21 protein-coding genes are annotated in these 22,298 nt (G+C 45.0%); 5 read left to right on the plus strand and 16 right to left on the minus strand.

The features are described 5' to 3' along the window. Positions 1-389 precede the first annotated feature (389 nt). The 6 genes from P5674_RS16435 to glyA all read right to left on the minus strand — a co-directional run bounded on the left by P5674_RS16435 (position 390) and on the right by glyA (position 5,864). The gene (locus P5674_RS16435) at positions 390-1,220 is read right to left on the minus strand and encodes a hypothetical protein (RefSeq protein ID WP_006619863.1); all 831 of its coding nucleotides are present in this window, start codon (positions 1,218-1,220) and stop codon (positions 390-392) included. A gap of 16 nt (positions 1,221-1,236) precedes the next feature. Continuing rightward, entirely contained in the window at positions 1,237-1,677 is a 441-nt protein-coding gene (gene aroQ / locus P5674_RS16440) for a type II 3-dehydroquinate dehydratase (RefSeq protein ID WP_006619864.1), read from the minus strand. Positions 1,678-1,719: 42 nt separating this feature from the next. Further along, positions 1,720-1,857 carry a hypothetical protein gene (locus P5674_RS16445; protein WP_006619865.1) on the minus strand — a complete coding sequence of 46 codons (138 nt, stop codon included), beginning with the start codon at positions 1,855-1,857 and terminating at the stop codon, positions 1,720-1,722. Positions 1,858-2,084: 227 nt separating this feature from the next. Beyond that, entirely contained in the window at positions 2,085-3,329 is a 1,245-nt protein-coding gene (locus tag P5674_RS16450; protein WP_006619866.1) for a competence/damage-inducible protein A, read from the minus strand. Positions 3,330-3,360: 31 nt separating this feature from the next. Beyond that, positions 3,361-4,428 carry a glycosyltransferase family 4 protein gene (locus P5674_RS16455; protein ID WP_006619867.1) on the minus strand — a complete coding sequence of 356 codons (1,068 nt, stop codon included), beginning with the start codon at positions 4,426-4,428 and terminating at the stop codon, positions 3,361-3,363. Positions 4,429-4,580: 152 nt separating this feature from the next. After that, positions 4,581-5,864, minus strand: coding sequence for a serine hydroxymethyltransferase (gene glyA, locus P5674_RS16460; RefSeq protein ID WP_006619868.1), 1,284 nt, complete (start codon positions 5,862-5,864; stop codon positions 4,581-4,583). 298 nt (positions 5,865-6,162) lie between these two features. Here glyA and P5674_RS16465 point away from each other — a divergent pair, with 298 nt between their 5' ends. Both P5674_RS16465 and P5674_RS16470 read left to right on the plus strand, forming a co-directional pair. Beyond that, positions 6,163-6,357: a hypothetical protein gene (locus P5674_RS16465; RefSeq protein WP_006619869.1), complete on the plus strand. Its 195-nt coding sequence runs from the start codon at positions 6,163-6,165 to the stop codon at positions 6,355-6,357. Between the two features lie 151 nt (positions 6,358-6,508). After that, positions 6,509-6,976, plus strand: a complete 468-nt coding sequence (locus P5674_RS16470; protein WP_006619870.1) for a Tic20 family protein — start codon at positions 6,509-6,511, stop codon at positions 6,974-6,976. A 71-nt stretch (positions 6,977-7,047) separates the two neighbouring features. On the opposite strand, the gene P5674_RS16475 is transcribed toward P5674_RS16470, so the two are convergent. The 5 genes from P5674_RS16475 to P5674_RS16495 all read right to left on the minus strand — a co-directional run bounded on the left by P5674_RS16475 (position 7,048) and on the right by P5674_RS16495 (position 12,542). Continuing rightward, positions 7,048-8,118, minus strand: coding sequence for a hybrid sensor histidine kinase/response regulator (locus P5674_RS16475; protein WP_006619871.1), 1,071 nt, complete (start codon positions 8,116-8,118; stop codon positions 7,048-7,050). An 86-nt stretch (positions 8,119-8,204) separates the two neighbouring features. Next, positions 8,205-9,464, minus strand: a complete 1,260-nt coding sequence (locus tag P5674_RS16480) for a S1 family peptidase (protein ID WP_006619872.1) — start codon at positions 9,462-9,464, stop codon at positions 8,205-8,207. Between the two features lie 27 nt (positions 9,465-9,491). Then, entirely contained in the window at positions 9,492-10,379 is an 888-nt protein-coding gene (locus P5674_RS16485; protein WP_006619873.1) for a S1 family peptidase, read from the minus strand. A 28-nt stretch (positions 10,380-10,407) separates the two neighbouring features. Continuing rightward, on the minus strand, positions 10,408-11,004 hold the full coding sequence (locus P5674_RS16490) for a COP23 domain-containing protein (RefSeq protein ID WP_006619874.1): 597 nt from the start codon (positions 11,002-11,004) through the stop codon (positions 10,408-10,410). A 242-nt stretch (positions 11,005-11,246) separates the two neighbouring features. Continuing rightward, positions 11,247-12,542 (minus strand): glutamate-5-semialdehyde dehydrogenase, encoded by a 1,296-nt coding sequence (locus P5674_RS16495; RefSeq protein WP_006619875.1) that lies wholly within the window; start codon positions 12,540-12,542, stop codon positions 11,247-11,249. A gap of 146 nt (positions 12,543-12,688) precedes the next feature. Between P5674_RS16495 and P5674_RS16500 the strand changes: the two genes are divergently transcribed. From P5674_RS16500 to treS, 3 genes are all read left to right on the plus strand, one after another. After that, positions 12,689-13,426, plus strand: a complete 738-nt coding sequence (locus tag P5674_RS16500; RefSeq protein WP_006619876.1) for an AsmA family protein — start codon at positions 12,689-12,691, stop codon at positions 13,424-13,426. 71 nt (positions 13,427-13,497) lie between these two features. Further along, positions 13,498-14,829 (plus strand): dihydroorotase, encoded by a 1,332-nt coding sequence (locus tag P5674_RS16505; RefSeq protein WP_006619877.1) that lies wholly within the window; start codon positions 13,498-13,500, stop codon positions 14,827-14,829. Between the two features lie 44 nt (positions 14,830-14,873). Continuing rightward, on the plus strand, positions 14,874-18,194 hold the full coding sequence (gene treS, locus P5674_RS16510) for a maltose alpha-D-glucosyltransferase (RefSeq protein WP_014276683.1): 3,321 nt from the start codon (positions 14,874-14,876) through the stop codon (positions 18,192-18,194). Between the two features lie 81 nt (positions 18,195-18,275). Here the strand turns inward: treS and P5674_RS16515 are convergent, their stop codons facing one another. The 5 genes from P5674_RS16515 to P5674_RS16535 form a co-directional block, all read right to left on the minus strand. Further along, positions 18,276-18,983 (minus strand): MgtC/SapB family protein, encoded by a 708-nt coding sequence (locus tag P5674_RS16515; RefSeq protein WP_014276682.1) that lies wholly within the window; start codon positions 18,981-18,983, stop codon positions 18,276-18,278. 161 nt (positions 18,984-19,144) lie between these two features. Beyond that, complete coding sequence (locus P5674_RS16520) at positions 19,145-19,750, minus strand: DUF7219 family protein (RefSeq protein ID WP_231851999.1); 606 nt, start codon at positions 19,748-19,750, stop codon at positions 19,145-19,147. An 88-nt stretch (positions 19,751-19,838) separates the two neighbouring features. After that, positions 19,839-21,209: a magnesium transporter gene (mgtE, locus tag P5674_RS16525; RefSeq protein ID WP_315670101.1), complete on the minus strand. Its 1,371-nt coding sequence runs from the start codon at positions 21,207-21,209 to the stop codon at positions 19,839-19,841. A 361-nt stretch (positions 21,210-21,570) separates the two neighbouring features. Then, entirely contained in the window at positions 21,571-21,705 is a 135-nt protein-coding gene (locus P5674_RS16530; RefSeq protein WP_286133209.1) for a hypothetical protein, read from the minus strand. A 109-nt stretch (positions 21,706-21,814) separates the two neighbouring features. Further along, entirely contained in the window at positions 21,815-22,159 is a 345-nt protein-coding gene (locus P5674_RS16535; RefSeq protein WP_014276679.1) for a hypothetical protein, read from the minus strand. Between the last annotated feature and the right edge of the window lie 139 nt (positions 22,160-22,298).

Genomic DNA, 22,298 nt, shown 5'->3' on the forward strand with positions numbered 1-22,298 from the left:
TTGCCATTGACTGCTATCACAAGGGAGTTACCCTATCGGTGTTTGGTTGGGGGGAGATAGTAGGCATTTGACAGATTGATTAAGTTGTGCTTATTGACTGAGTAATCAACCTATTGACAGAATTATTTTCCTGTGCTAGGACTAGATTGTGAGTAACATTTGAGTAACTAGGCATAGTTATCGGGTTGAGTAATAGCTCGCTATCGCTGTCAGGATAAGGGTTTATAGTTAACACACTCTGACGGAACCTAACCTGGGGAGCATCGCCGCCAATGAAAACACGACGATCCGCAAAACATCATCATTTCCCATGAGTCATCTCAACTAGCGGTCTTCGCTGAAGTTACCGGAGGCTTGGCGATCGTTAATTCACAATAAGGCAAACTTGGTCACGCCTTCTTTAAAGCACCGTCCAAGACCCATGGATCAACGCCAGACCAAATTTTAAATAATGTTTCTCCTAGGTTAAGGATAGAGATTTCCGCTGTGGGGTTGGCAGTTATCAGGTTCATTCTCCAAGCCACAGGAATGCCCAAAACAGTATTATAGGCTCCCGAAAATATACCACTGATGATGGTTGTCAGTGCAGAGGTTGAATTAATTTGGCATGAACGCTTTAGGGTTAATATGGGTTGCTCAGGTGTACTCATAAAACAGTACAATCCTAGGGCTAGGCTGGAATGAGGAAAACTAGACAAATGCGCCTGTGTTTCTATCAGGGTCATTGATTCAGCTAGGGCTATTTGGACCTGAGACAGTTGCTGCTCAACGGTGGTGTTGTTGGTGGATAGGTTTTCTAATATGGTCGGTATTATGGGGCGATTATCCCTTGCTGTTGCCATGATTTGGGCTATGATTTCACCCATCACTAACATTGTGGCTTCCCTTTCCAGACTGCGATCGCTATCAGGCCATATTTCGGCTAATTGTTGTAATTGCTGTTGCTGTAGGGATCTGTTTTCATGGAAAAATAGAGCCATAGGGAAGGCAATTAAAGCGGCTTCATCGGGGTTTGGTGGGCTCTCTGGGTGGCGCTGGCAGCTTTTTTGCCAAATTTGACCCCAATGGTCTAAATCCAAGCCTTGATGCTCAATGAGACTGCCGGTGAAAGCCATAATTAATCCCACCCAGTCGGGTTCGGGTGGGTGATGACTGAGATAACTACCGCAAGCCGCGCCTAGCAAAGCGCCTTGGAACTTTGCTAATAATGGGTGTTCCATGTGGAAGGTTTGGGTTTTAGGGCGATCGCAAATAGTTTACCAATGCTTTTAAACCTAAACAATAACTATCAGCCCCAAAGCCGCTAATCTGACCGATCGCGACCGGGGCGATATAGGAATGATGCCTAAAGGGTTCGCGGGTGTAAATATTACTTAGGTGAACCTCAACAGTGGGAATTTTGACTGCTGATATAGCGTCCCTAATAGCAACGCTGGTATGGGTATAGGCTCCCGCATTAATCAGCAAGCCATGATGGTGGTCTAATGCAGAGTGAATGGCATCCACCAAGACCCCTTCATGATTAGACTGCCTAGCCACAACCTCAGCCCCCAATGACGCTGCCTCCTGTGTTAGCAGTTGGTTAATGTCATCTAAGGTAGCCTTGCCATAGATACCCGGTTCGCGCTGACCTAAGAGGTTTAGGTTAGGACCATGCAGCACCAGAATACTTAACAATTTCTTAATACCTCAGCAGTTTACTAGAAACTGAGTTGACTACTATCTTGAGCGAGGAAAATCTCTGACTGGCACCGGGACTGGTTCAGCTTCCGGTTGTGGTTCTGGACCTAATAATGCTTCGATTAGCTCCCGCGCCCATTCCCGGAGTTTCTCCAGTACCTTTTCAATGTATTCCATTGCAAAAATGGCTCCTTTTTACAAATTCGCAGGCTAATCTAACTCAAACCCGCAATTTCTTTGATTTTAGGGTAGCAGCAATTTCGGAATTGCTTCTACACGGAACGGGTAGACCTCATGCCTTCAGTGCCTACTGTTAGCAAAATTGACATACCCTAAGATTAGCTAGTTGCCCAGCACTGATTTAATCATAACAAATCTTCATAGAATTTGGCAAGGTGATCAGGTTAAAATTGGCGGCGGAGCAGGTCTAGGGCGCTACAGGCACTGGCTCGTTGAATCCAGGAGCGTTCTCGCTGGTTACCAAAACGGAATTCTTGTGATGTGGCGGTTCCGTCGGGTTTGGCTAGTCCGATGTATACTAATCCGACGGGTTTACTGTCCGTACCTCCTGATGGTCCAGCAATGCCGGTTATGGATAGTCCCCAGTGGGTTTGGAGGAGCGATCGCACTCCCAGAGCCATTTGTTCGGCAACTGTAGCGGATACTGCCCCCAATTGGTCTAAGTCGGTGCTATTAACTCCGAGGAGTTGATTTTTGATGCGGTTATCGTATGCGATGACTCCACCTAAAAAATATTGGGAACTGCCAGAAATTTCGGTAATCATTTTACCCAAACCGCCGCCGGTGCAGGATTCAGCTACACTTAGGGTTTGTTGTGTTTGTCGTAAATGCTGACCAACGACGGAGGCGAGGGTGTCATCATCTGCGCCATAACAGTTTAATCCGGCAATTTGTCTTAATTGGGTTACGATTGGTTCAATGAGAGCGGCGGCGCGGGCGGCGGATTCGGCACAGGCAGAAATCCGCAATTTAACTTCTCCATAATTAGCATAGGGGGCTACTGTGGGATTTTGTAGCTCTAGGAAGGGGGCTACTTTTTCGGCTAATGCTGATTCGGTAATGCCCCAAAATCTGAGGGTGCGGCTGTAGATGGTCTGAGAACACCAGCCTTGTTGACGTAGGTAGGGAATGGCTATTTCTACCCACATTTGTTTCATTTCGGAGGGGACTCCGGGAAATGTTAGGAGGGTAAGGCGATCGCCTCTGGGTTGCCAAATAATTCCCGGAGCGCTACCAATGCGATTGTAGAGGATGTCTGCCCCTTGGGGAATTAGGGCTTGTTTGCGGTTACTGGGAGACATTTCCCGCCCACGACTGGCGAATTTTTGGGCAATATCTTGGATGATTTCGGGTTTTTCGATGAGGGGGGTCTGGAAAAAGTCGGCAATGGTTTCTACAGTCAGGTCGTCGGGAGTCGGTCCTAAGCCTCCGGTAAAGATGAGGAGTTGTGATCTTTCTGAGGCGATCCGGATCGCTTTTTTGAGACGTTCTGGATTATCTCCTACCACAGTTTGATAATAGTGAGGAATACCAAGTTCGGCTAATTGTTCTCCAATAAATTGGGCATTAGTATTGGTAATGTTACCCAGGAGTAATTCTGTCCCCACACAAATAATTTCGGCTGTCATAGATTTGATTAATTGACAATAGATGAGACTATTAACTTGATGATTTGGCTCGCTTTACAGCTTTCCAACTGGTATAACCTAACAATCCGGTAGTTGCCCAAGCATAGACCAAACCACTGGGAAAACCGGAGAAAGCTAGAGCTAAACTCCCCACCCATAAGGTGAGAGTATAGATAAATAGAACAGTTAACCTTTGAGATAAACCAGCTTTTAGTAGTCGGTGATGCAAATGACGGTTATCAGCAGCAAAGGGAGATTTTCCATGTCGTAATCGTTCAATAATAACTGCTGACATATCCAAAATCGGCACAGCTAGAATTATATAAGGTAGTAAAACAGAGGTTACGGCGGTAGTTTTAACTAAACCAATAACTCCGACACCAGCTAAGGTAAATCCCATAAAATAGGAACCGCCATCGCCCATAAAAATCTGAGCGGGGTTAAAATTATATCGGAGAAATCCCAGACAACCGCCAGCTAGGGCAGCAGCAATTAGGGCGGCGGCGGGTTGATTCATATATAGAGATGCGATTAACATAACGACGGCCGCAATACCGGAAACCCCAGCAGCGAGACCGTCGAGGCCGTCAATCCAATTTATAGCATTAGTCATTCCCACTAACCAAAGGACGGTGACGGGTAAACTTAACCAGCCGATATGTATTAAGCCGCCAAAGTAGGGGATACTCAGGAATTCAATGCGGACTCCGACCCACCAGACTAAACTGGCGATCGCTGTTTGTAAGATTAATCGAGTTAGGGGAGACAGACCAAATAAATCGTCTGCCAAACCAATGAGAAAGAATGCTATAGCGCCTATAGCGACTCCTAAGATTTCAAATTCTTGTTTAGGGGGGAGGGGTTGACCATCTGCGCCGATAAAGCCACCAAAGCACCAAACTAATATTAGTGCGATGAGTGTACCGATGAAGATAGAAACTCCCCCCAAGCGAACCATGGGACGCTGATGAACTTTGCGATCGCAGGGTAAATCTACTCGTCCGCTTCTCAGGCCGATATTTTTGACTATCGGTGTACTCCAGAGGACAACGACGGTAGAAATTACAAAAGCCAGCAGATGATAAAAAGGATAGGGCATCTGATCAAAGTTTTTTGGGATGGGTGCTAAAAGCTAGTTCAGGGTGAGTCTACTATATTTTGAACCGCCTGATCACAGTCTCCCCTTAAAAGATGGGGGTATTGTTGGTTATTTTTGCACCCATCAGACCCAGAATCAGACCCAGAAACTGATTAAGTTAGTGCGGGAACTTTGATTTGTAAATGGGGATATAGGGGGAAGCGATCGCAAAGTTGGGCGACCCGCGCGCGACAGTCGGCTGTCACTGTGTCATCATCAGGATTTAATAGGCGATCGGCGATAATATTACCGATTTCGATAAATTCTGAAGTTCCCATCCCTCTGGTGGTCATGGCTGGAGAACCTAACCGCAGACCACTGGTGACAAAGGGTGATTCTGGGTCAAAGGGGACTGTGTTTTTATTGGCGGTGATGTTGATTTCACTCATCAAGCGATCGGCAATTTTTCCGGTCATTTTCACCGATCGCAAATCCACCAACATCAGATGGTTGTCTGTACCACCAGAAACAATTTTTAAGCCCCGTTGCTGTAAGCAGTTAGCTAAGGCTTGAGCATTGGCGATCACTTGGCTTGAGTAGGTTTTAAATTCCGGTTTTAGTGCTTCCCCAAAGGCGACCGCTTTACCAGCAATGACGTGCTCCAGGGGTCCGCCTTGAGTACCGGGAAAAACGGCTTTATCTAGTTTTTTGCCCAATTCTGGGTCACGGGTAAGGATTAACCCCCCCCTAGGTCCGCGCAGAGTTTTATGGGTGGTGGTGGTGACGACGTGACAATGGGGTAAGGGGTTCGGGTGATGACCTGTGGCGACCAGTCCCGCAATATGGGCGATGTCCGCTAGGAGGTATGCTCCCACTTCATCGGCGATCGCTCGGAATTTGTCAAATTCAATAATCCGGGGGTAGGCGGAATAACCACAAATCATCAGTTTGGGTTGATGTTGTTTAGCCAGTTCCAAAATCTTGTCATAGTCCAGGGTTTCCGTTTCTGGACTGACTCCATAGTGGCAAACATTAAACCATTTACCCGACACGTTGACCGGGGAACCGTGGGTTAAGTGTCCGCCGTGGGATAGATCCATTCCCATGATTGTATCTCCGGGCTGTAGGAGAGCCAGGAACACGGCAAAATTAGCTTGAGCGCCTGAATGGGGTTGAACGTTCGCATGGGTGGCATCAAAGAGTTCACAGGCGCGATCGATAGCTATTTGCTCGATTTTATCGATAAATTCACAGCCGCCATAGTAGCGTTTTTTGGGGAGTCCTTCCGCATATTTGTTGGTGAGGACTGACCCTTGGGCGGCTAAGACAGCGGCGGAGGTAAAGTTTTCGCTGGCGATTAGTTCCAGGTGTTCCCGTTGACGCTGTAGCTCTTGTCCGATGAATTCTGTTACGGTTGGATCACTTTGGGCTAGGATGTCTAGGTTGGTGTCACTCACTGTATAAATTCCCCTTTCAGAGTTCTTAGGTTTTGGTACTATGGAGCGATCGCTTGAAAGTGCGCCCCAAATTCACCATCATAACCCGCTTACTGCCCCCAGATACATTTAACCCCGAAAAATATAGCCGCCGCCAGTTGATATTTCCACCCCAGCCAACAAAATCTGATCATCGGATGTATCCCGTGACACAACCTGATATTAATGGCCATGTTAAGTTGTGCATCAATCCTGGGGTCTTGACTAATCTCAAAATATAATGGGGATAGGGCTTCAGCAATCGCGGGGAGAGAAGATTATGTTAGTCATGGTCATGGAAAACCAAATTATTGAGACCCATCAAGTGTGTCAGGGGTGTTTACTCGCCGACCATAGCGGTCAACCTCGCTGGCGTGGTGGCCATCTTAGTTGTGGTCATCTTATCCGTAAACCCGGAGACAATCAACCCGGTCAGTATGAGTGTCAGATGGGATTCCGCATTGCTAATATTTAGCTGTGACGTTCTGCTGCTGCTGCTCCCCCATTAAGCTAACGCTATAACGGGGGGTGTCTCTGTGAAATCTAATTCGTAGTTCAGCAATATTCCCTTGTCACTGCGTTATGCTGGGAGTGTGGACTTGTTTTGGTTAACAGGAGAGCTGACTATGAATTGGCGCGGGACAACGACCGTTCGCGATCGCATTTTTGCTTGTTTGCCCTATATGCTACCCTTGATGTATGGAATACAGTTCGGCGTATTTTTATTAACTCAATTTCCCATACTACAGATTATCTTGATTCCCATAGCTCCCCTAATGGCAATTTTTCAGTCCATTCCTTTTGCGGGGATCATTGTCTTTTTCTTGATGTATCTGCTGGTGGTGCGTAACGAAAATATCCCCCACTTTATCAGATTTAATGCCATGCAGTCGATTTTGTTGAATATTATCGTGCTTGGCTTTAGTCTGATTTTGGGGATTATACCATTGCAAGGGTTTATCCAAGAAACTCTCTTCAATATGATTTTCTTGGGTGTTTTAGCCTCTGTTAGTTATGGTATTGTCCAATCTATCCGGGGACAGTATGCAGAAATTCCGACCATCTCCGATGCGGTTTATATGCAGGTTCGCTAGAATTAGCAACTGTTAATATCTGGGGGCGGTCTTAGGGGCTGCCCTTGTTTTTCGAGATTCGGAAATAACCATTATATAGTAATCTCAAAAATACTGCCTTGTGGTTGGTTGGGGATAACTCTAATGTGTCCGCCATGGGCTTCCACAACCATTTTACAAAAAGCCAATCCCAAACCAATTTGAGATACATTTTTTACCAGTTTCCCGATGTCATATTTATTAAAAATACTCGCTCTAAATTCCTCCGGTACTCCCGGACCAAAATCAACTACTTGGACCCTAGCACCTTTGGGGGTAAGATAATCAGCATTAATAATAATTTCACTATGACGGGGTGAGAATTTAGTGGCGTTGGAAAGTAAGTTATCCAAAACTCGTGTAAATAGTGCCTCATCAACCTTAATTCTACCACCAGGCGCGGGAAGTTTACAAATAAGTTGGATATTTTTTTGAGTGGCGATAACCTGGAAATTTTCCACAGTGGATTGAATAGTAGTAGACAAATCAACCTCGGTCAAATTTAACTCAAGGTGTCGGTTTTCCATTTTACCCATGATTACCAAGTCGTTAATTAAGGCTTGTAAACGTTGGGCGGAGATTAAGCATTTACCAATTTTATCTTCAATTTTATGGGGAAGTTCTGTCCTCTGTAAAAGATATAGGCTAAATAATAAACTCATTAAAGGATTCCGCAGATCATGAACTATCATATTAACCATATCTTCGCGGGATTTTAGAATAGCTTCCAGGTCATCATATTGAGACTTTATCCGCAACATAGAGTTAACTCTAGCAACGAGTTCCACCCGATTAATGGGTTTGCTAATAAAATCATCAGCCCCGGTTTGTAAGCAGCGGGCGAGGTCTTCTTTACTGTCTAAGGCGGTGACCATAATAATGGGTAAAGTTTGCCATTTGCGAATGTCTTTAATAGCGCGACAAACTTGCTGGCCATCCATGTCGGGCATCATGACATCGAGTAAAATTAAATTGGGTTGCAGTATATCCAAGGAGGCGATCGCCCGAGTCCCATTAGATGTATAATGCAACTGATAATTTTGGTCTGATAATAAAGTTTCAATTACATCAAAATTATCGGGGTCATCATCTACAATCAAAATAGATGTTAAAGAAGATGTCATAGTTAACTTTTCAGATGAGATCCAAGTAGTTGCCGCAACTACCAAGACACAGCAACAAGTGGAATTTGGGCTATTATAACATACATTTACCAACAAGGCTCTCCCAAAAGTAGACTATCGCAACCGCCAGACGGTGTATCTCGCAGTCGAGAACCTAATCCCTCAAAAGAACTGTAACTATCATAAATGTTAGGAATTACATCTTGAGGGTCATCAAAGCTGCCCACAGGAACAGATCCGATCGCAAAATCGACGGTTCCGGTGCTACTTCTGGCGGGAATGGCGGTAAGGGCGGCTTGAATGATTTGGGGCTGTGGGGGATTAGTATTAAATGATAGATTTAACCCCGTGCGCCGAATTAAGCCGATAAAATTATTAAAGGCTTGAGCGCTACTAAATCGGGTTCGTAGGGTGGCTGGGTCAGCGCGTCCGCTTCCTTGACCTTCGATGGCAAAATCCCCAGACTCAAAGGCTTGGGCGTTGGGGGCATTACTAACGGAACAGAATTGATTAACCAGTTGGGCTTTACCGCCGGAACCCCGACCGTGAACGCCGACGACGCGACCTTGGTTGTCAAATACAGGACCGCCACTCATTCCGGGACGGGTATTGTCTAAGTAAAAAATGCTATAACCGTTTTCGCTACTGGCGGGGTTAACTACTCCGGTGACGGGTCCCCAGGTAAATCGTCTTTGGCGACGGGTGGCTCTCCCGGTACAGCGTCCGGTGGTGGCATCTCTTTCTTTTTCGGGGTCAGGCCAGCCGGAAACATAAATGGGGTCGCCGACATTGAGGGAGTTTTCTGTGGCGGAAGGGGCTACGGGATAGTGACGATCGCTTTCAAATACTACTACGGCTAGATCTGGTCCGTCTACTCTGGTGGGTAGGGTGATGGAATAACAGCCAAATCTGATTAAATTTCCTGGGGTGGGAGAACCGTTGAGGGGACAGCCTCGCCCATCGTTGGGTTGTTGGACTATATGAACTTTACCGTCACTGGTGCGGATACCGTAAGATATCCCAGCATTTAGGTCTCGCTGTCGGAAGTTGTGGCTAACAGTGAGAACATAGTGGCGATTACCTTCGCGGGCGATAATGACCCCGGAACCGGGATGCCATACGCCATCGGGGTTGTTTTGGCCCGCTTGGGGATTTCTGTAGTTATTTTCTAGGGCTTCGATGAGTTCGGGTCGAAGTTCTGGCGCAATTAATACGGTGGTTTGGCTGGCGATGGAGTTGATTTCTGCGGGGGAAAGTGCAGCCATGGCGGCGGGGGCTAGAGTCGCTAATAGGGAGACTCCGGCTAACAGTAGTAGATTTTGAGTAAGCGATCGCATTTTGATCATTGTTCCTAACCTAATATTTATTCTGGTTTACCAAAACCATTCGGAGGGTGAGGATACGGGAGAAACGGGTTCAACGGGGGGTGAGGGTTTGGGGTTGATGGTGTTTGCTGATGTGAAATTGGGGGCGAGTTGTAACACGGTGTGAATGGGAACCGCCCAACTGTACTCAACTAATTTGGCGGCTTCGGCGGGGTCGGGGGATGAACCGTCTACAAATTGATAGGCATTTCCCCACAGTGGATATTTGTGCATTCCATTAATGGCGACAAGTTCTCCTCGGCGATTTAATAGGGGTCCGCCACTCATTCCTGAAAAAATGTCGTTGGTGTATCCTACCTGATAACCTCCGATAAATGGCTGTGGCATCCACCGGGAGACTTGACCTTGTGTAATCACAAACCCTTGGGGGGCTGATGGGTCGGGTTCTAAGGGAAATCCGGCGGCGATTACGGTTTCTCCTAGGGCTACTGGTGTGGGGGCGATCGCTGCTACATTATAGGAGTGATCTACACTGCGAAATTGCACAATCCCTAAATCATTGTGAAACCAAGATATAGAGTTAACTATTTCGGCGGTATGGATGCGGTTATCGTAGGTCTGGACTCGATAATTTTGCCCTCCCCCTGGTAGCAAAACATGATCATTGGTGACGACTGTATAAATGCCACCCTGATGGTCAATAATTACCCCGGTTCCCCACATCCTTCCTGAGTAAACGCGGACAGTAATCTGTCTAGCTTTTTGGTGCAGGGCGGCTGTTGCGGGAATTGGTAGATTGGTGTTGGCGGCTAGGGTTGGTTCCGGCTGCAATTGTCTGGTTTCTTCTTCTGTCAGCACTTGTGCTTGACAGCTTAATCCTAACAGGGGAAAACCAATGGCGATCGCCCTGGCTAAAAATTTGAGTAATTGCTGCACCTTAGATACTTGGTAGATATTTTAGGGCTCACCATGCCGTCCCAGGTTGAGAACTGGGGGGGGTTGATGGTGTGGTGGGTGTGGGGGTAGCGGCTTCGGCGGGAACTCCCCCTAAAAATTGATCAAAGTTGATGTAGACACCTGCATCATCTTCGCTTTCAAATAGGATATCACTGGCTCCTCGGCGGATGTTGAACAGTCGCTGAAGTTTACTTTCGGCGGGTTCGGGGTCGTCCGCTTTCATGGTAAATAATATGGTGTTACTAGCACAGGGCATTCCATGATCGGAAACTACGCAAATTACTGGTAAATTGTTGACATATCCGGCGGTTAGATATCTCAGTTGTCCAGTATGGGAAAAGTTGGTAAACCTTTGGGCGATTTCCTGACAGCGGCGTTCTGGGGAATAGCCAGAGGCGCTGAAATATTCAGAATATAAGCTAACTATGGGTTTATTTCCGGCGGGTGTGCGAGCGTAGACGGTGGGATAGCCTATGGGGGAGTTCATGTCGCAGTAAAAGGATGTTACTTGCGCTTGGGCGACATCAGGTGGCTGAAATACGGCGAAACTTCCCAAGGCAATGGCGGCTACAGTTGCTAGTTGCACAGTTGTATTGTTTTGCATTTTCTAAGCCTTTGAGACCTTACCTTACATTATGGACGGTTTTGGGGCGATCGTCAAGTATTAAGAAATGATTATATTTTGGTGATTTTAGGAAAATTTATGCTAAATAATAATTCTAGTAACTTGGTGTAATCTAGTTAACCATAATCAGTTAGGCGGGTTAAGCAATGTTGCGGGTGAAATTATGAACCTGAACAATTGCTCCCGCCTTTCCCAGTTTAAATGGCTGTGGGTGGCTATTGTTAGAGCAAGTTTATATGGGTAAATGGTTGGGGATTATTTCCGGCGTAAGTGGCGACTATATGACCATCCCCAATTAATTGATATTTATAGGTAACTAACCCTTCTAAACCTACGGGACCCCTGGGGGGCATTTTTTGGGTACTGATACCGACTTCCGCCCCAAAACCATAGCGAAAACCATCAGCAAAACGGGTGGAACAGTTATGAAATACTCCGGCTGAATCTACAATAGACATAAAGGTTTGGGCGGCTTCTGGGTCTTCGGTAATGATGCCATCTGTATGACCTGAACCGTAGGTATTAATATGAGAAATGGCTGCTTCTAAATTTTCGACGACTTTAATTGAGAGAATTAAATCAGTATATTCTGTCTGCCAATCTGCGTCTGTGGCTGGGGGTATATCCAGGATTTTTTGGCTGTGATTATCTCCCCTTAATTCTACTCCTTTTTGTTGGAGTTCTGCGGCGATTTGGGGTAAAAATTTGGGTGCTATATCTTGATGGACTAACAGGGTTTCTAAGGCATTACAAGCGGCCGGATATTGGATTTTGGAGTCAATGACTATGGGTAGGGCTTTGGATATATCCGCCTCCCGGTCTATATAGAGGTGACAAATACCATCAGCATGACCTAAAACGGGAATCCGGGTATTTTCCTGGACGAATTGCACAAAAGAATTAGAACCCCTGGGGATAATTAAATCCACATATTTATCTAACTGTAATAACTCAATAATTTCGGAGCGAGTAGTTAATAACTGTACGACTTCGGGATTGACTGGGGTTGTTGCTAGTCCCTGGCGGATGGCTTTCACAAGTTCTCGACAGGAATGAATCGCCTCTTTTCCACCTTTTAATATTACGGCATTTCCAGACTTGATGGCTAAGGCGGAAATTTGAATAACGGCATCTGGTCGCGCCTCGAAGACTACTCCTAAGACTCCTAAAGGACAGGTTATCCGGCGCAAATTTAAGCCTTGGTCTAGTTCCCTATAAATTTGAATTTCACCTACTGGATCGGCTAATTTTTCGACATCTCGCAAGCCGGAAATCGCGCCTTTTAATTTGGCTTCATCGAGTTTTAATCGGTTATAAAGAGGTTTGGCGATACCATCAGCTTGGGCTTGTTGACAGTCCATCTGGTTGGCGGCGAGAATGTCTGGGGCGGCATTTTCTAGGGCTGGGGCTATGGATGCGATCGCCTGATTTTTGGCATCTGTAGATAAAACAGCCAATTGGCGGGCTGCTGCTTGGGTTTTTTGGGCGGTTTCAATTAGCAACGGAGAAATAGTCATGGTCAGCAATTTATGTAAAATCTAGGTAAGCAGTTAGAGAAGAAGGCTATAATAATTATAGCAAACAATTGACCGGAAACCAATCAACTGTTAAATTTTCTGGTCTATAATATGTCAAAATCACGGGCTAAATCTGGAGTGAAACCATGACTAAAAAACGGAAAAATTGGTTGACTATTGCTGGGATTGTGGGAGGTGTGCTGATTGTCCTGGCTGCTATCATCAATGTGACTTTATCTAGGGTGGATGGCGAATTGCAAAATTACCTAGAAAATATAGTGAGTTCAACCCTAGGAGTACCGACCGAAATTCAATCCTTGAGTTTGGATAAATTTCGGGGTGATTTGCGGGTTAATAATCTGACGATTAACAATCCTGATAATTTTAGCACTCCCCATGTGATCAAGATTTATCAGGTGGATATTGATGTGACTCCGAGAAGCCTGTTAACTGATGTGGTGGAAATCAATAATTTCGCGATTAACCATATTGATGTCAACATTGAACAGAGATTACTAAAAAACAATATCCTGGCGATTCTCAATAATCTGAAATCTACCCAACGGTCGGAACCGCGAACACCGTCGGAAACCCCAGAGGAAAAATCGCAAACTAAGCTCAAGCTGAACTTTGATGTTATCGATGTTCAGAATACTAAAGTTAATGTGACTTTAGCACCTTTGGGATTTGTCCAAGTCCTTGATTTTCAACTCCCTAATCTGCGCTTAACTAATGTATCATCAGATGACTTTGAAGAAATTCTGACCAGCGACTTTATTCGGGAAGTTGTGCAAGATATATTCGAGAGTATTATTAGAGATGGTGGGGAAAAAATCCCGGAGATTTTACAAGAGGCGATCGCCCCAGAAACTAATCCCAGGTAAATGATGATAACTTGTAGCCAGTTGATGGTAAAATGGTAATGGTTGTGTAAATATACGGTCACCAATTAATCATGTCTACTACCCCAATTATCTATATCCGTCGCGCGAACATTCTGCAACCGGACGGCAATTTCAGCTTAGGAGATGTTAAACTTGGCGGGGGGAAAATTCTGGAAATTAGTTCAGAACTTCCCGCCGCTGGAGAGTCGGAAACCGACCTAAATGCAGAGGGGTTAACTCTGTTACCGGGAGTAATTGACCCCCAGGTTCACTTTCGGGAACCGGGATTAGAATATAAAGAAGATTTATCAACAGCCAGTCGCGCCTGCGCTAAAGGTGGCGTTACCTCGTTTTTAGAGATGCCGAATACTCGCCCTTTAACTAGCACTAAAGAAGCGCTGGCGGATAAACTAGAAAGGGCGGCGCAAAAGTGTTTAGTAAATTATGGCTTTTTTATGGGGGCGACTCCTGAGAATTTACCTGATTTATTAGAGGCTAACCCGACTCCTGGGATTAAAATTTTTATGGGGTCAATGCACGGACCTTTGTTGGTCGATCACGAAGAAATTTTAGAGCCGATTTTTGCTAAAGGCGATCGCCTAATTGCGGTACACGCGGAAAACCAAGACCGGATTAATCGTCGTCGCGAGGAATTTGCGGGACAAACAGATCCAGCGATTCACTCCCAGATCCAAGATGAACAAGCCGCCCTAGAAGCCACCCAACTCGCCCTGAAGCTCTCTAAAAAATATCAACGAAGATTGCACATTTTGCATCTATCTACGGGTATAGAAGCGGAATTACTGCGACAGGATAAACCCGCCTGGGTAACTGCAGAAGTTACCCCCCAACATTTGGTGCTAAATATCACCGATTATGGTAAAATTGGAACCAAAGCTCAAATGAATCCGCCTTTGCGATCGCCTGAAAATAATGATGTTCTCTGGCGAGCGTTGTTAGATGGAGTTATCGACTTTATTGCTACTGATCACGCCCCCCACACCCTAGAAGAAAAAGCTAAACCATACCCAAATAGTCCTTCAGGAATGCCGGGAGTTGAGACATCCTTACCGGTGATGCTAACTCAGGCGATCGCCGTCGGACGTTGTAGTGTTGCCCAGGTATCTAACTGGATGTCAACAGCCGTAGCGAAAGGTTATAATATCCCTAATAAAGGAGCGATCGCCCCTGGTTATGATGCTGACTTAGTGTTAGTTGATTTAAACAATTATCGCCCAGTTTTAGCCTCAGAATTGCAAACTAAGTGTGGTTGGAGTCCCTTTGAAGGCTGGCAGTTAACCGGGTGGCCAGTGGTTACTATTGTCGGAGGTCAAGTAGTATATGACCATGGCAAACTTAACTTAGAAGTAAGAGGCAAAGCCTTGACATTTGACCATCAGTAAAAGCCCTAAAAATTTGCAAATATTGACGAACAGAAATTAAACCTATGGCACAATCAAAACTCAATAATGATCCGCTTTGGTTCAAAGATGCGATTATTTACGAAGTGCCAGTCCGCGCCTATTGTGATAGTAATGGCGATGGTATTGGCGACTTTGCTGGACTCACGGAAAAATTAGATTATCTCGAAGAACTCGGCATCACTGCCATCTGGATTTTACCATTTTTCCCATCTCCATTGCGAGATGATGGCTATGATATTTCCGATTACCGAGATGTTAACTCTATCTATGGTAATTTAGAGGATTTTAAAACCTTTCTTTATGCCGCCCATGAAAGGGGAATTAGGGTAATCATCGAGTTAGTAGTTAACCACACTTCCGACCAGCACCCGTGGTTTCAGCGGGCGAGGAGACTCCCCAAAGGCAGTAAAGAACGGGAATTTTATGTATGGAGTGATACCCCAGACAAATACCCAGAAGTGAGGATTATTTTCCAGGATTTTGAGACCTCTAACTGGGCGTGGGACCCGGTAGCAAAAGCCTATTATTGGCATCGTTTTTACTCCCATCAACCGGACTTAAATTATGAGAGTCCCGAATTGCAGCAAGCCGTGTTAGAACTTGCGGATTTTTGGTTAGGAATGGGAGTAGATGGGATGCGCTTAGATGCGGTTCCCTATCTGTGTGTGCAGGAAGGAACAAACTGCGAAAACCTCCCGCAAACCCATGCCTTTTTGAAAAGATTACGGGCTTATATTGATAGCAAATATGAGGATCGGATGCTATTAGCGGAAGCCAATCAATGGCCGGAAGATGCTGCCGCTTACTATGGGGAAGGTGATGAATGTCAGATGAATTTTCACTTTCCGTTAATGCCACGTTTGTTTATGGCATTACGAATGGAAGATAGTTTTCCGATTGTGGATATTCTCAACCAAACTCCGTCTATTCCTAATAATTGTCAGTGGGCATTATTTCTGCGTAACCATGACGAGTTAACCCTAGAAATGGTGACAGACGAAGACCGAGATTATATGTATCGGGTCTATGCAGAAGATACCCAAGCGCGACTAAATTTAGGCATTCGTCGCCGTCTCGCGCCACTACTGGGGAACGATCGCCGCCAAATTGAACTAATGAATAGTTTGCTGCTTTCTTTACCAGGAACTCCTGTGCTGTACTATGGTGATGAAATTGGCATGGGAGATAATATATATATAGGCGATCGCAACGGAGTCCGTACCCCCATGCAGTGGAGTCCTGATCGTAACGCTGGCTTTAGTCGTGCCAACCCTCAGAAACTGTATCAACCAGTTATTTTAGACTCTGAATATCACTACGAAGCCATCAACGTGGAAGCGCAAAGCGCTAATCCTAATTCCCTCCTGTCATGGATGAAACGTTTAATTGCCATGCGGAAACGTTTTCAAGCCTTTGGACGTGGAACTTTTGAACTGTTACATCCCGAAAACAGGAAAGTCTTAGCATTTGTCCGCACCTACTCTGGGGAACATATTTTAGTAGTGGCAAACCTGTCGCGATTTGTGCAGAGTGTAGAATTAGATTTAACCCCATTTCAGGGAATGGTTCCCGTGGAAATTTTCGGGCGAAATCACTTCCCAAAAATTGGAGAATCGAGCTATTTTCTGAGTATTGCGCCCTATGGATTTTACTGGTTTATGCTTCAGTTTGATCCAGCCACCAGCCTGCTACCTCGTCCCCGCCACCAACTACCAGCTTTAGAGGTTGCGAAAAGTTGGCATCAAATCTTTTCTCAGTCGGATACCCGCGAACGTTTAGAGTCTTTGTTCCCTGAATATCTACATCGATCCTCGTGGTTTATTAGTAAATCTAGGGTTATGCAGTCCGTGACAATTGCTGATTTTATTCCGATTCCTTTCCCCAAACAGGAAGCAGCTATTGTCATGCTAAATGTAGACTATACAGAAGGGTTTGCAGAAACCTATGTAGTGCTGTTATCTTGTGCTATTGGTGAACAATCAAAAGAAGTTAGTGCTAATTTTCCTAGTGCGGTGTTGGCTTCAGTAAAAATCGATGATCAAGAGGGGATTTTATTTGAAGCAAGTGCTGATCAAGACTTCTTAACTCTCCCCCTAGATATGATTCGGAACCGCCAACAGTATAAAGGTAAACATGGCACTTTAACGGCGATGACTACGGACGCGCTGGCTGGGGTAGATATGAGTGAAGAGAAAATGAATCCTCAGCTAATGGGAAAAACGGATAAAAATGCCTTAGTTGTTTATGGCGATCGCCTAATTTTTAAATTCTTCCGCCGAGTCGAACCGGGTATTAATCCCGAATTAGAAATTCGCAGTTTTTTAGGACAGAAACAACAATTAGAACACATTGCGCCAGTAATGGGAGGGTTAAAATATAAACCCCGTCGCGGAGACTCTACAACTTTAGGGGTTTTACAGGTATATATTCCCGATGGTATTAAGGCTTGGAATTATACTTTAGATAATCTCCGAGACTTTTTCGATCGCATAACTTTACCAACGACGGAAACTCCGGTGGAGGTTCCCTCAGAATCTCTGCTAACCTTAAAAAATCAGGAAATTCCCGAAGAAGTAGCGATCGCGATCGGATCATATCTGAGTAATATTCAACTACTAGGTCAACGCACAGCCGAGTTACATATTGCCTTATCCAGCGATACGGACGACCCGAATTTTACCCCAGAACCCTTTTCATCTTTATATCAGCGATCGATTTATCAATATTCCCGAAACCTGACCGGACAGGTAATGCTGAAGCTGAGAAAAGGGCTCGATTCCATGGGACCGGAAACCAAGGACTTAGCCAAAAAGGTTCTGAGTAAACATGAGTATATTTTAGCGCGTTTTCAATCCCTACTCAACCTCAAAATTACCGGACTGCGAACCCGTTGTCATGGGGACTATTCCTTAGAAGAAATTCTCTATACAGGTAAGGATTTTTGGGTAATTGACTTTGAGGGAGAAACCTACCGAACTTTGAACGAAAGACGGATGAAGCGATCGCCTTTGCGGGATGTCGCCGCCATGTTACAATCCCTCAATTATGCCACCCGTATTGCTTTACTCAACGAGGTAGAAAATGGCATGATTCGACCCGAAAATCTACCAGAAATGGAACAATGGGCGAACATCTGGTATAATTGGGTAGGTGCTAAATTTTTGGGCAGTTATTTAGAAGTAGCTAAAGAGGATGGATTTTTACCCAAGACCAACCAGGAATTACAGGTATTACTGGACAGCTACCTACTAGAGCGAATTATCCAAAGTTTAGACTTCCACTACCATCGCAGTCAACAACTAATTGATATTCCCTTACGGCAACTCTTAGAGGTTGTAGTCTAAAGGTTTATCGATGGGGAGGCGGGTAATTTACAGTGTAACCCGCCTCTACTGGTTCATGAATAATTGATAATCAACCATTAATTATTCATCATAGTCTTGCTCAAGAATCCGCCAACTCACAGATTTAACCGAAGGTTCTAAACTTAATCGGCTAATAATTTGCTCCAACAAATTATCATCACGATTCTGGGCTATTATTTGAGCTTCAACCTCAACCAAATTATTAAAGTCATCTAAATCTTGACTCCGCAAAGAGCGCAGCTTAATTTTATTCATTTTACCCAGAGCATCGAGTAATAAAACCCTTATATGAGCTTCTTCATCACCCCGACAAACTAGGGAACACAGATAATAAAACTCTAATTCAGTCCATTCTGTGGGTTGCTGGTTAATGCGAAGACTCAAGGGACGCAAAACCGTGTTAGCAATCAAAACCGCACAGGCTCCCATAAATGCTTGGGAAAAAAAACCAGCCCCCGATAAAGTCCCAATGGCAGCAGCGCACCAAATAGTCGCCGCCGTATTCAACCCCTTAACCGTGAGGCCTTCTTTTAAAATCACACCCCCAGCCAAAAAACCGATTCCAGACACAACTTGAGCCGCAATGCGGGTAGGGCTACCCTCTCCGGGAGTCATCACGGAAAGAATAACAAACATAGAGGCTCCCGTCGCCACCAATGTATTAGTCCGTAACCCAGCCATGCGCTGCCGCCACTGACGTTCAATTCCCAAAGCCGAACCTAGCAAAAATGCCACCGTCAGTCTCAGCAATGTTTCTGTCCACTCCATGGCTCACCTCTTCTTCTGATTCTGCTTTGATGGACTTTGTACACAGTTGAGTTAACTATGCCAAGAACCTACTGATTTTAGGATATTTTCGGCAGCATTCAGCGGAAAAATAAGTGATGGGGAGGGGTTCAACCTCCCCATATTGCCCTATTCGGGAGCGGTTATGATTCGGGGTGGGAGTCTTGCAACTCCTGCCACAACTGTTCCAGACGCTCCATTGCTTGTTTCGGTGAGATTTTACCACTGGTTTCTAAAGCACAGGCGATCGCCACTTGATTAGAAAACTCCTGAAAAACTTGGTTAAAACGGAGATTTTCTGAGGTAAGCTGTCCGCGATAGCGACAATAGGGAGATAACATTTCTTGCAAAACCAGCCGAGCTTCCCTCGGATCATTGATAGCATCAGTAGTTTTTTCTCCATATTCAGCCAAAATTTGATTCAAATAATAGTTATCCTGGGCCTCTAACTTCTCAATCAAATGCAAAATCAAGGGAAGATTAACTTCGGCAATTAAATAGTCCCGTGACCGCTGCCACCATGAATATTTGAGGCTAGGTACTGATTCCCCTAACTGTTTCAATGTGCGAGCTGGAGATAGAATAGATTGCTCCGAGGAAGTCGCCATCTTGCGTAAAGTCTCCCGACGGGATTCCGAAGATTCCCGTTTTGCCATAGCTTTGTAAATTTGTGCAATTTCCTGTTTCCGCAAACAAATTTGTTTCAGGGTAGAAATAACACTAGGGCGGGCAGTGATAGCTTGACTCATGATCATGTTCTTATCTCCTTAGTTTTTACAATGTTTTTGCCAACTTAGGGTAATTCCTTGACTCAGATAGTAGTGGGTTGAATCTCAGTTAACTAACACCAACCAGCAACCCCACTAGAGAAAAATAAATCCACAGACCCGAAAAGTCTTTAATTGTGGTGATAAATGGATCAGCACCAGGACCGTGATCAAAGCCGAGTCTTAGCATAATCATCGGCAACATTGCTCCTAAAATTGCTCCCAAAGTAATTACACAAGTTAAGGAAATTCCCACCGCTAAACCCAGTTGGGGGATATCGTTAGGTAATCCTTGCCAGAAGTAGGCGGCTATTCCCGCCACAGTGCCTAAAATTACCCCCATAATGAAGCCAATGCGAATTTCTCGGAATAGATAAGCAGTAAACTGGCTAGGGTGAATTTGACTCCAGGCTAAACCACGGGCGAAAATAGTGCTTGATTGAGTGCCGACATTTCCCCCCATATCCATGACTAGGGGAATAAATACCGCCGCCGCCACGATCGCCTCTAGGGTATCTTCAAAAGTTTCGATCACGCCACCGACTAAAAAACCACCAATCAGGGTAACAATTAAGAACATTATCCGCAGTCTAATGGCATAGAAAGAAGGACCACGCACCAGTTTTTCACTCCAACCTTGATCACGGGTTAATAAATTCCCGACTCCGGCTTGGCCTAAAATTGTCTCGGTGGCTTCTTCTTCCACTAAATCAATCACATCATCAAAGGTGATATCTCCAATTAATCGCCCTTCGTTATCAACTACAGGAATGGCGGGAAGGTCGTTATTTTTCAGGAGTTGAGCCGCTTTTAAATCGCGATCGCTCGCGCGGACGGCAATGGTTTCACCCTCGGCTAATTCACCAATAATTTGATCAGGATTAGCTCTAATCAGGTTAACGGTAGGAACAAATCCCCGATAATATCTTTCGGCATCAATGATAAACACAACTGCCAGTTGATTCGGGTCTAATTCCGATTGACGGATAGTCGTTAGGGTATCAGCAACGGTCATGTGACTGCGGACGGTAATCAACCGCAGATTCATAATTCTTCCCGCACTATTTTCGGGATATCCCAGTAGTAAGTTAACCGTTTCCCTGGCTTGGGGACTGAGTTTCCCTATCAGTCGCTTAGTCACTTTAGCCGGAAGTTCCTCAAATAGCTGCACACGATCATCAGGATCAAGTGCTTCCAGAAGCGTCATTACTTCGGGATTTTCCATATCTTGAATTAGATCGGCTTGTTCCTCCGGGCGTAAATATTCAAAAACGGCGATCGCTCTGTTTTTTTCTAGTAATCGAAACGCTATAACTCGCTTATGGGGTTCAATTTGCATCAGCAGTTGTACCAGTTCCGAAGCCGGTAAACTATTCGCCTCTTTTTTCGCCGCTTCTAATGCAAAAGGTTGTAGTAAATCGTTCAAAACATTGCCACGCATTTTTCACCTCTCACTAAATACAGGATAATTGTCAGCATCAAACCATGTTTATTGCCTTAATTTTTTGAGGATATTTGCCAGCATAAATCGACTCACAAAAGGTGATTTTGTAAGTGGCAAAAGTAGACAAAACACAGTTTCAGGCTGAATAAATCCTCAAAGATTCAACCTGTCAACCAGTCCACTGGCTGCACTATTTATTCACTAATCAAACATCACGAAACAACCGGGCTTTTTCTTGCAATACCAAGAAAAAACCAGCTCGAAATTGATTCAAATATTCAGTAATAGTCTAGGGGGTTTACCTCCTTCCTTCCCAGTCACTATGCCCAGCAGTGACCGGAGATGAACCCACTAATCTTTAATAAAGCGATCGGGGCAAATTCATCAAACCAATCAACTGCCAGCCACACCTAGGGCTAGGGTCAGGGTCTTCTTTAGACGAATCGGACTCTTGATGTGTAGTTATGAAACTACTACTACCAGGAATCTCCATTGGTTTAGTTTCCTCAAAAAGTTAAAGCAAACTTGGCGGCATCCAAGCTGGCATACACCAGATTTTCTGCCATGCACCCCACCATTTTAAGCATACTATCTGGTTTTTGTCAATACCATTGACCGGAAAAAATGCTTTTTACCCCCAGAGATATCCGATTAAGATCTTCTTGGAGTAGGGGAGGCCATGCAACACCTTGTTTAGACTTGAGGAGAAATTGCTGATGGCTTTCCATGGCTAATTGATACAAAGCCAACACCAGAGGGCGATCGAAGTTATCGGTTTCTTTGAGGGAGTCATACACCATTTTAATTGCTAACAAAATCGATGTCACTTGACCAGGGACTGGGGGCTTACCTTCTTTCAGACGAATTAAAAAGGCATCGGGGTTATTTTGTATTTCCAAAGCCATACCTTGGTCAATTAAGAAACTACGGGCAGTTTTATAGTCCATTTTTCATCAGTAATAGTGGGTTAGGGCGGGTTTACCAAAACCCCGCTGGGAATGATGATTGACCGCAGAACCCGCCCCTACAATAATTTCCCGGTGGGTTAGGGCGGGTTTACCAAAACCCCGCTGGGAATGATGATTT

It is taken from the genome of Limnospira sp. PMC 289.06 (assembly GCF_032350395.1).
Lineage (GTDB): Bacteria > Cyanobacteriota > Cyanobacteriia > Cyanobacteriales > Microcoleaceae > Limnospira > Limnospira platensis.

Coding starts and splice junctions, on each gene's coding strand:
- P5674_RS16470 (WP_006619870.1), top strand. CDS start 6,509: ATGAATTGGCGCGGGACAACGACCGTTCGCGATCGCATTTTTGCTTGT.
- P5674_RS16490 (WP_006619874.1), bottom strand. CDS start 11,004: ATGCAAAACAATACAACTGTGCAACTAGCAACTGTAGCCGCCATTGCC.
- P5674_RS16535 (WP_014276679.1), bottom strand. CDS start 22,159: ATGGACTATAAAACTGCCCGTAGTTTCTTAATTGACCAAGGTATGGCT.
- P5674_RS16450 (WP_006619866.1), bottom strand. CDS start 3,329: ATGACAGCCGAAATTATTTGTGTGGGGACAGAATTACTCCTGGGTAAC.
- P5674_RS16465 (WP_006619869.1), top strand. CDS start 6,163: ATGTTAGTCATGGTCATGGAAAACCAAATTATTGAGACCCATCAAGTG.
- P5674_RS16445 (WP_006619865.1), bottom strand. CDS start 1,857: ATGGAATACATTGAAAAGGTACTGGAGAAACTCCGGGAATGGGCGCGG.
- P5674_RS16480 (WP_006619872.1), bottom strand. CDS start 9,464: ATGATCAAAATGCGATCGCTTACTCAAAATCTACTACTGTTAGCCGGA.
- mgtE (WP_315670101.1), bottom strand. CDS start 21,209: ATGCGTGGCAATGTTTTGAACGATTTACTACAACCTTTTGCATTAGAA.
- P5674_RS16455 (WP_006619867.1), bottom strand. CDS start 4,428: ATGCCCTATCCTTTTTATCATCTGCTGGCTTTTGTAATTTCTACCGTC.
- P5674_RS16515 (WP_014276682.1), bottom strand. CDS start 18,983: ATGGAGTGGACAGAAACATTGCTGAGACTGACGGTGGCATTTTTGCTA.
- P5674_RS16520 (WP_231851999.1), bottom strand. CDS start 19,750: ATGAGTCAAGCTATCACTGCCCGCCCTAGTGTTATTTCTACCCTGAAA.
- P5674_RS16475 (WP_006619871.1), bottom strand. CDS start 8,118: ATGACATCTTCTTTAACATCTATTTTGATTGTAGATGATGACCCCGAT.
- treS (WP_014276683.1), top strand. CDS start 14,874: ATGGCACAATCAAAACTCAATAATGATCCGCTTTGGTTCAAAGATGCG.
- P5674_RS16495 (WP_006619875.1), bottom strand. CDS start 12,542: ATGACTATTTCTCCGTTGCTAATTGAAACCGCCCAAAAAACCCAAGCA.
- P5674_RS16505 (WP_006619877.1), top strand. CDS start 13,498: ATGTCTACTACCCCAATTATCTATATCCGTCGCGCGAACATTCTGCAA.
- P5674_RS16435 (WP_006619863.1), bottom strand. CDS start 1,220: ATGGAACACCCATTATTAGCAAAGTTCCAAGGCGCTTTGCTAGGCGCG.
- P5674_RS16530 (WP_286133209.1), bottom strand. CDS start 21,705: ATGGAGATTCCTGGTAGTAGTAGTTTCATAACTACACATCAAGAGTCC.
- P5674_RS16500 (WP_006619876.1), top strand. CDS start 12,689: ATGACTAAAAAACGGAAAAATTGGTTGACTATTGCTGGGATTGTGGGA.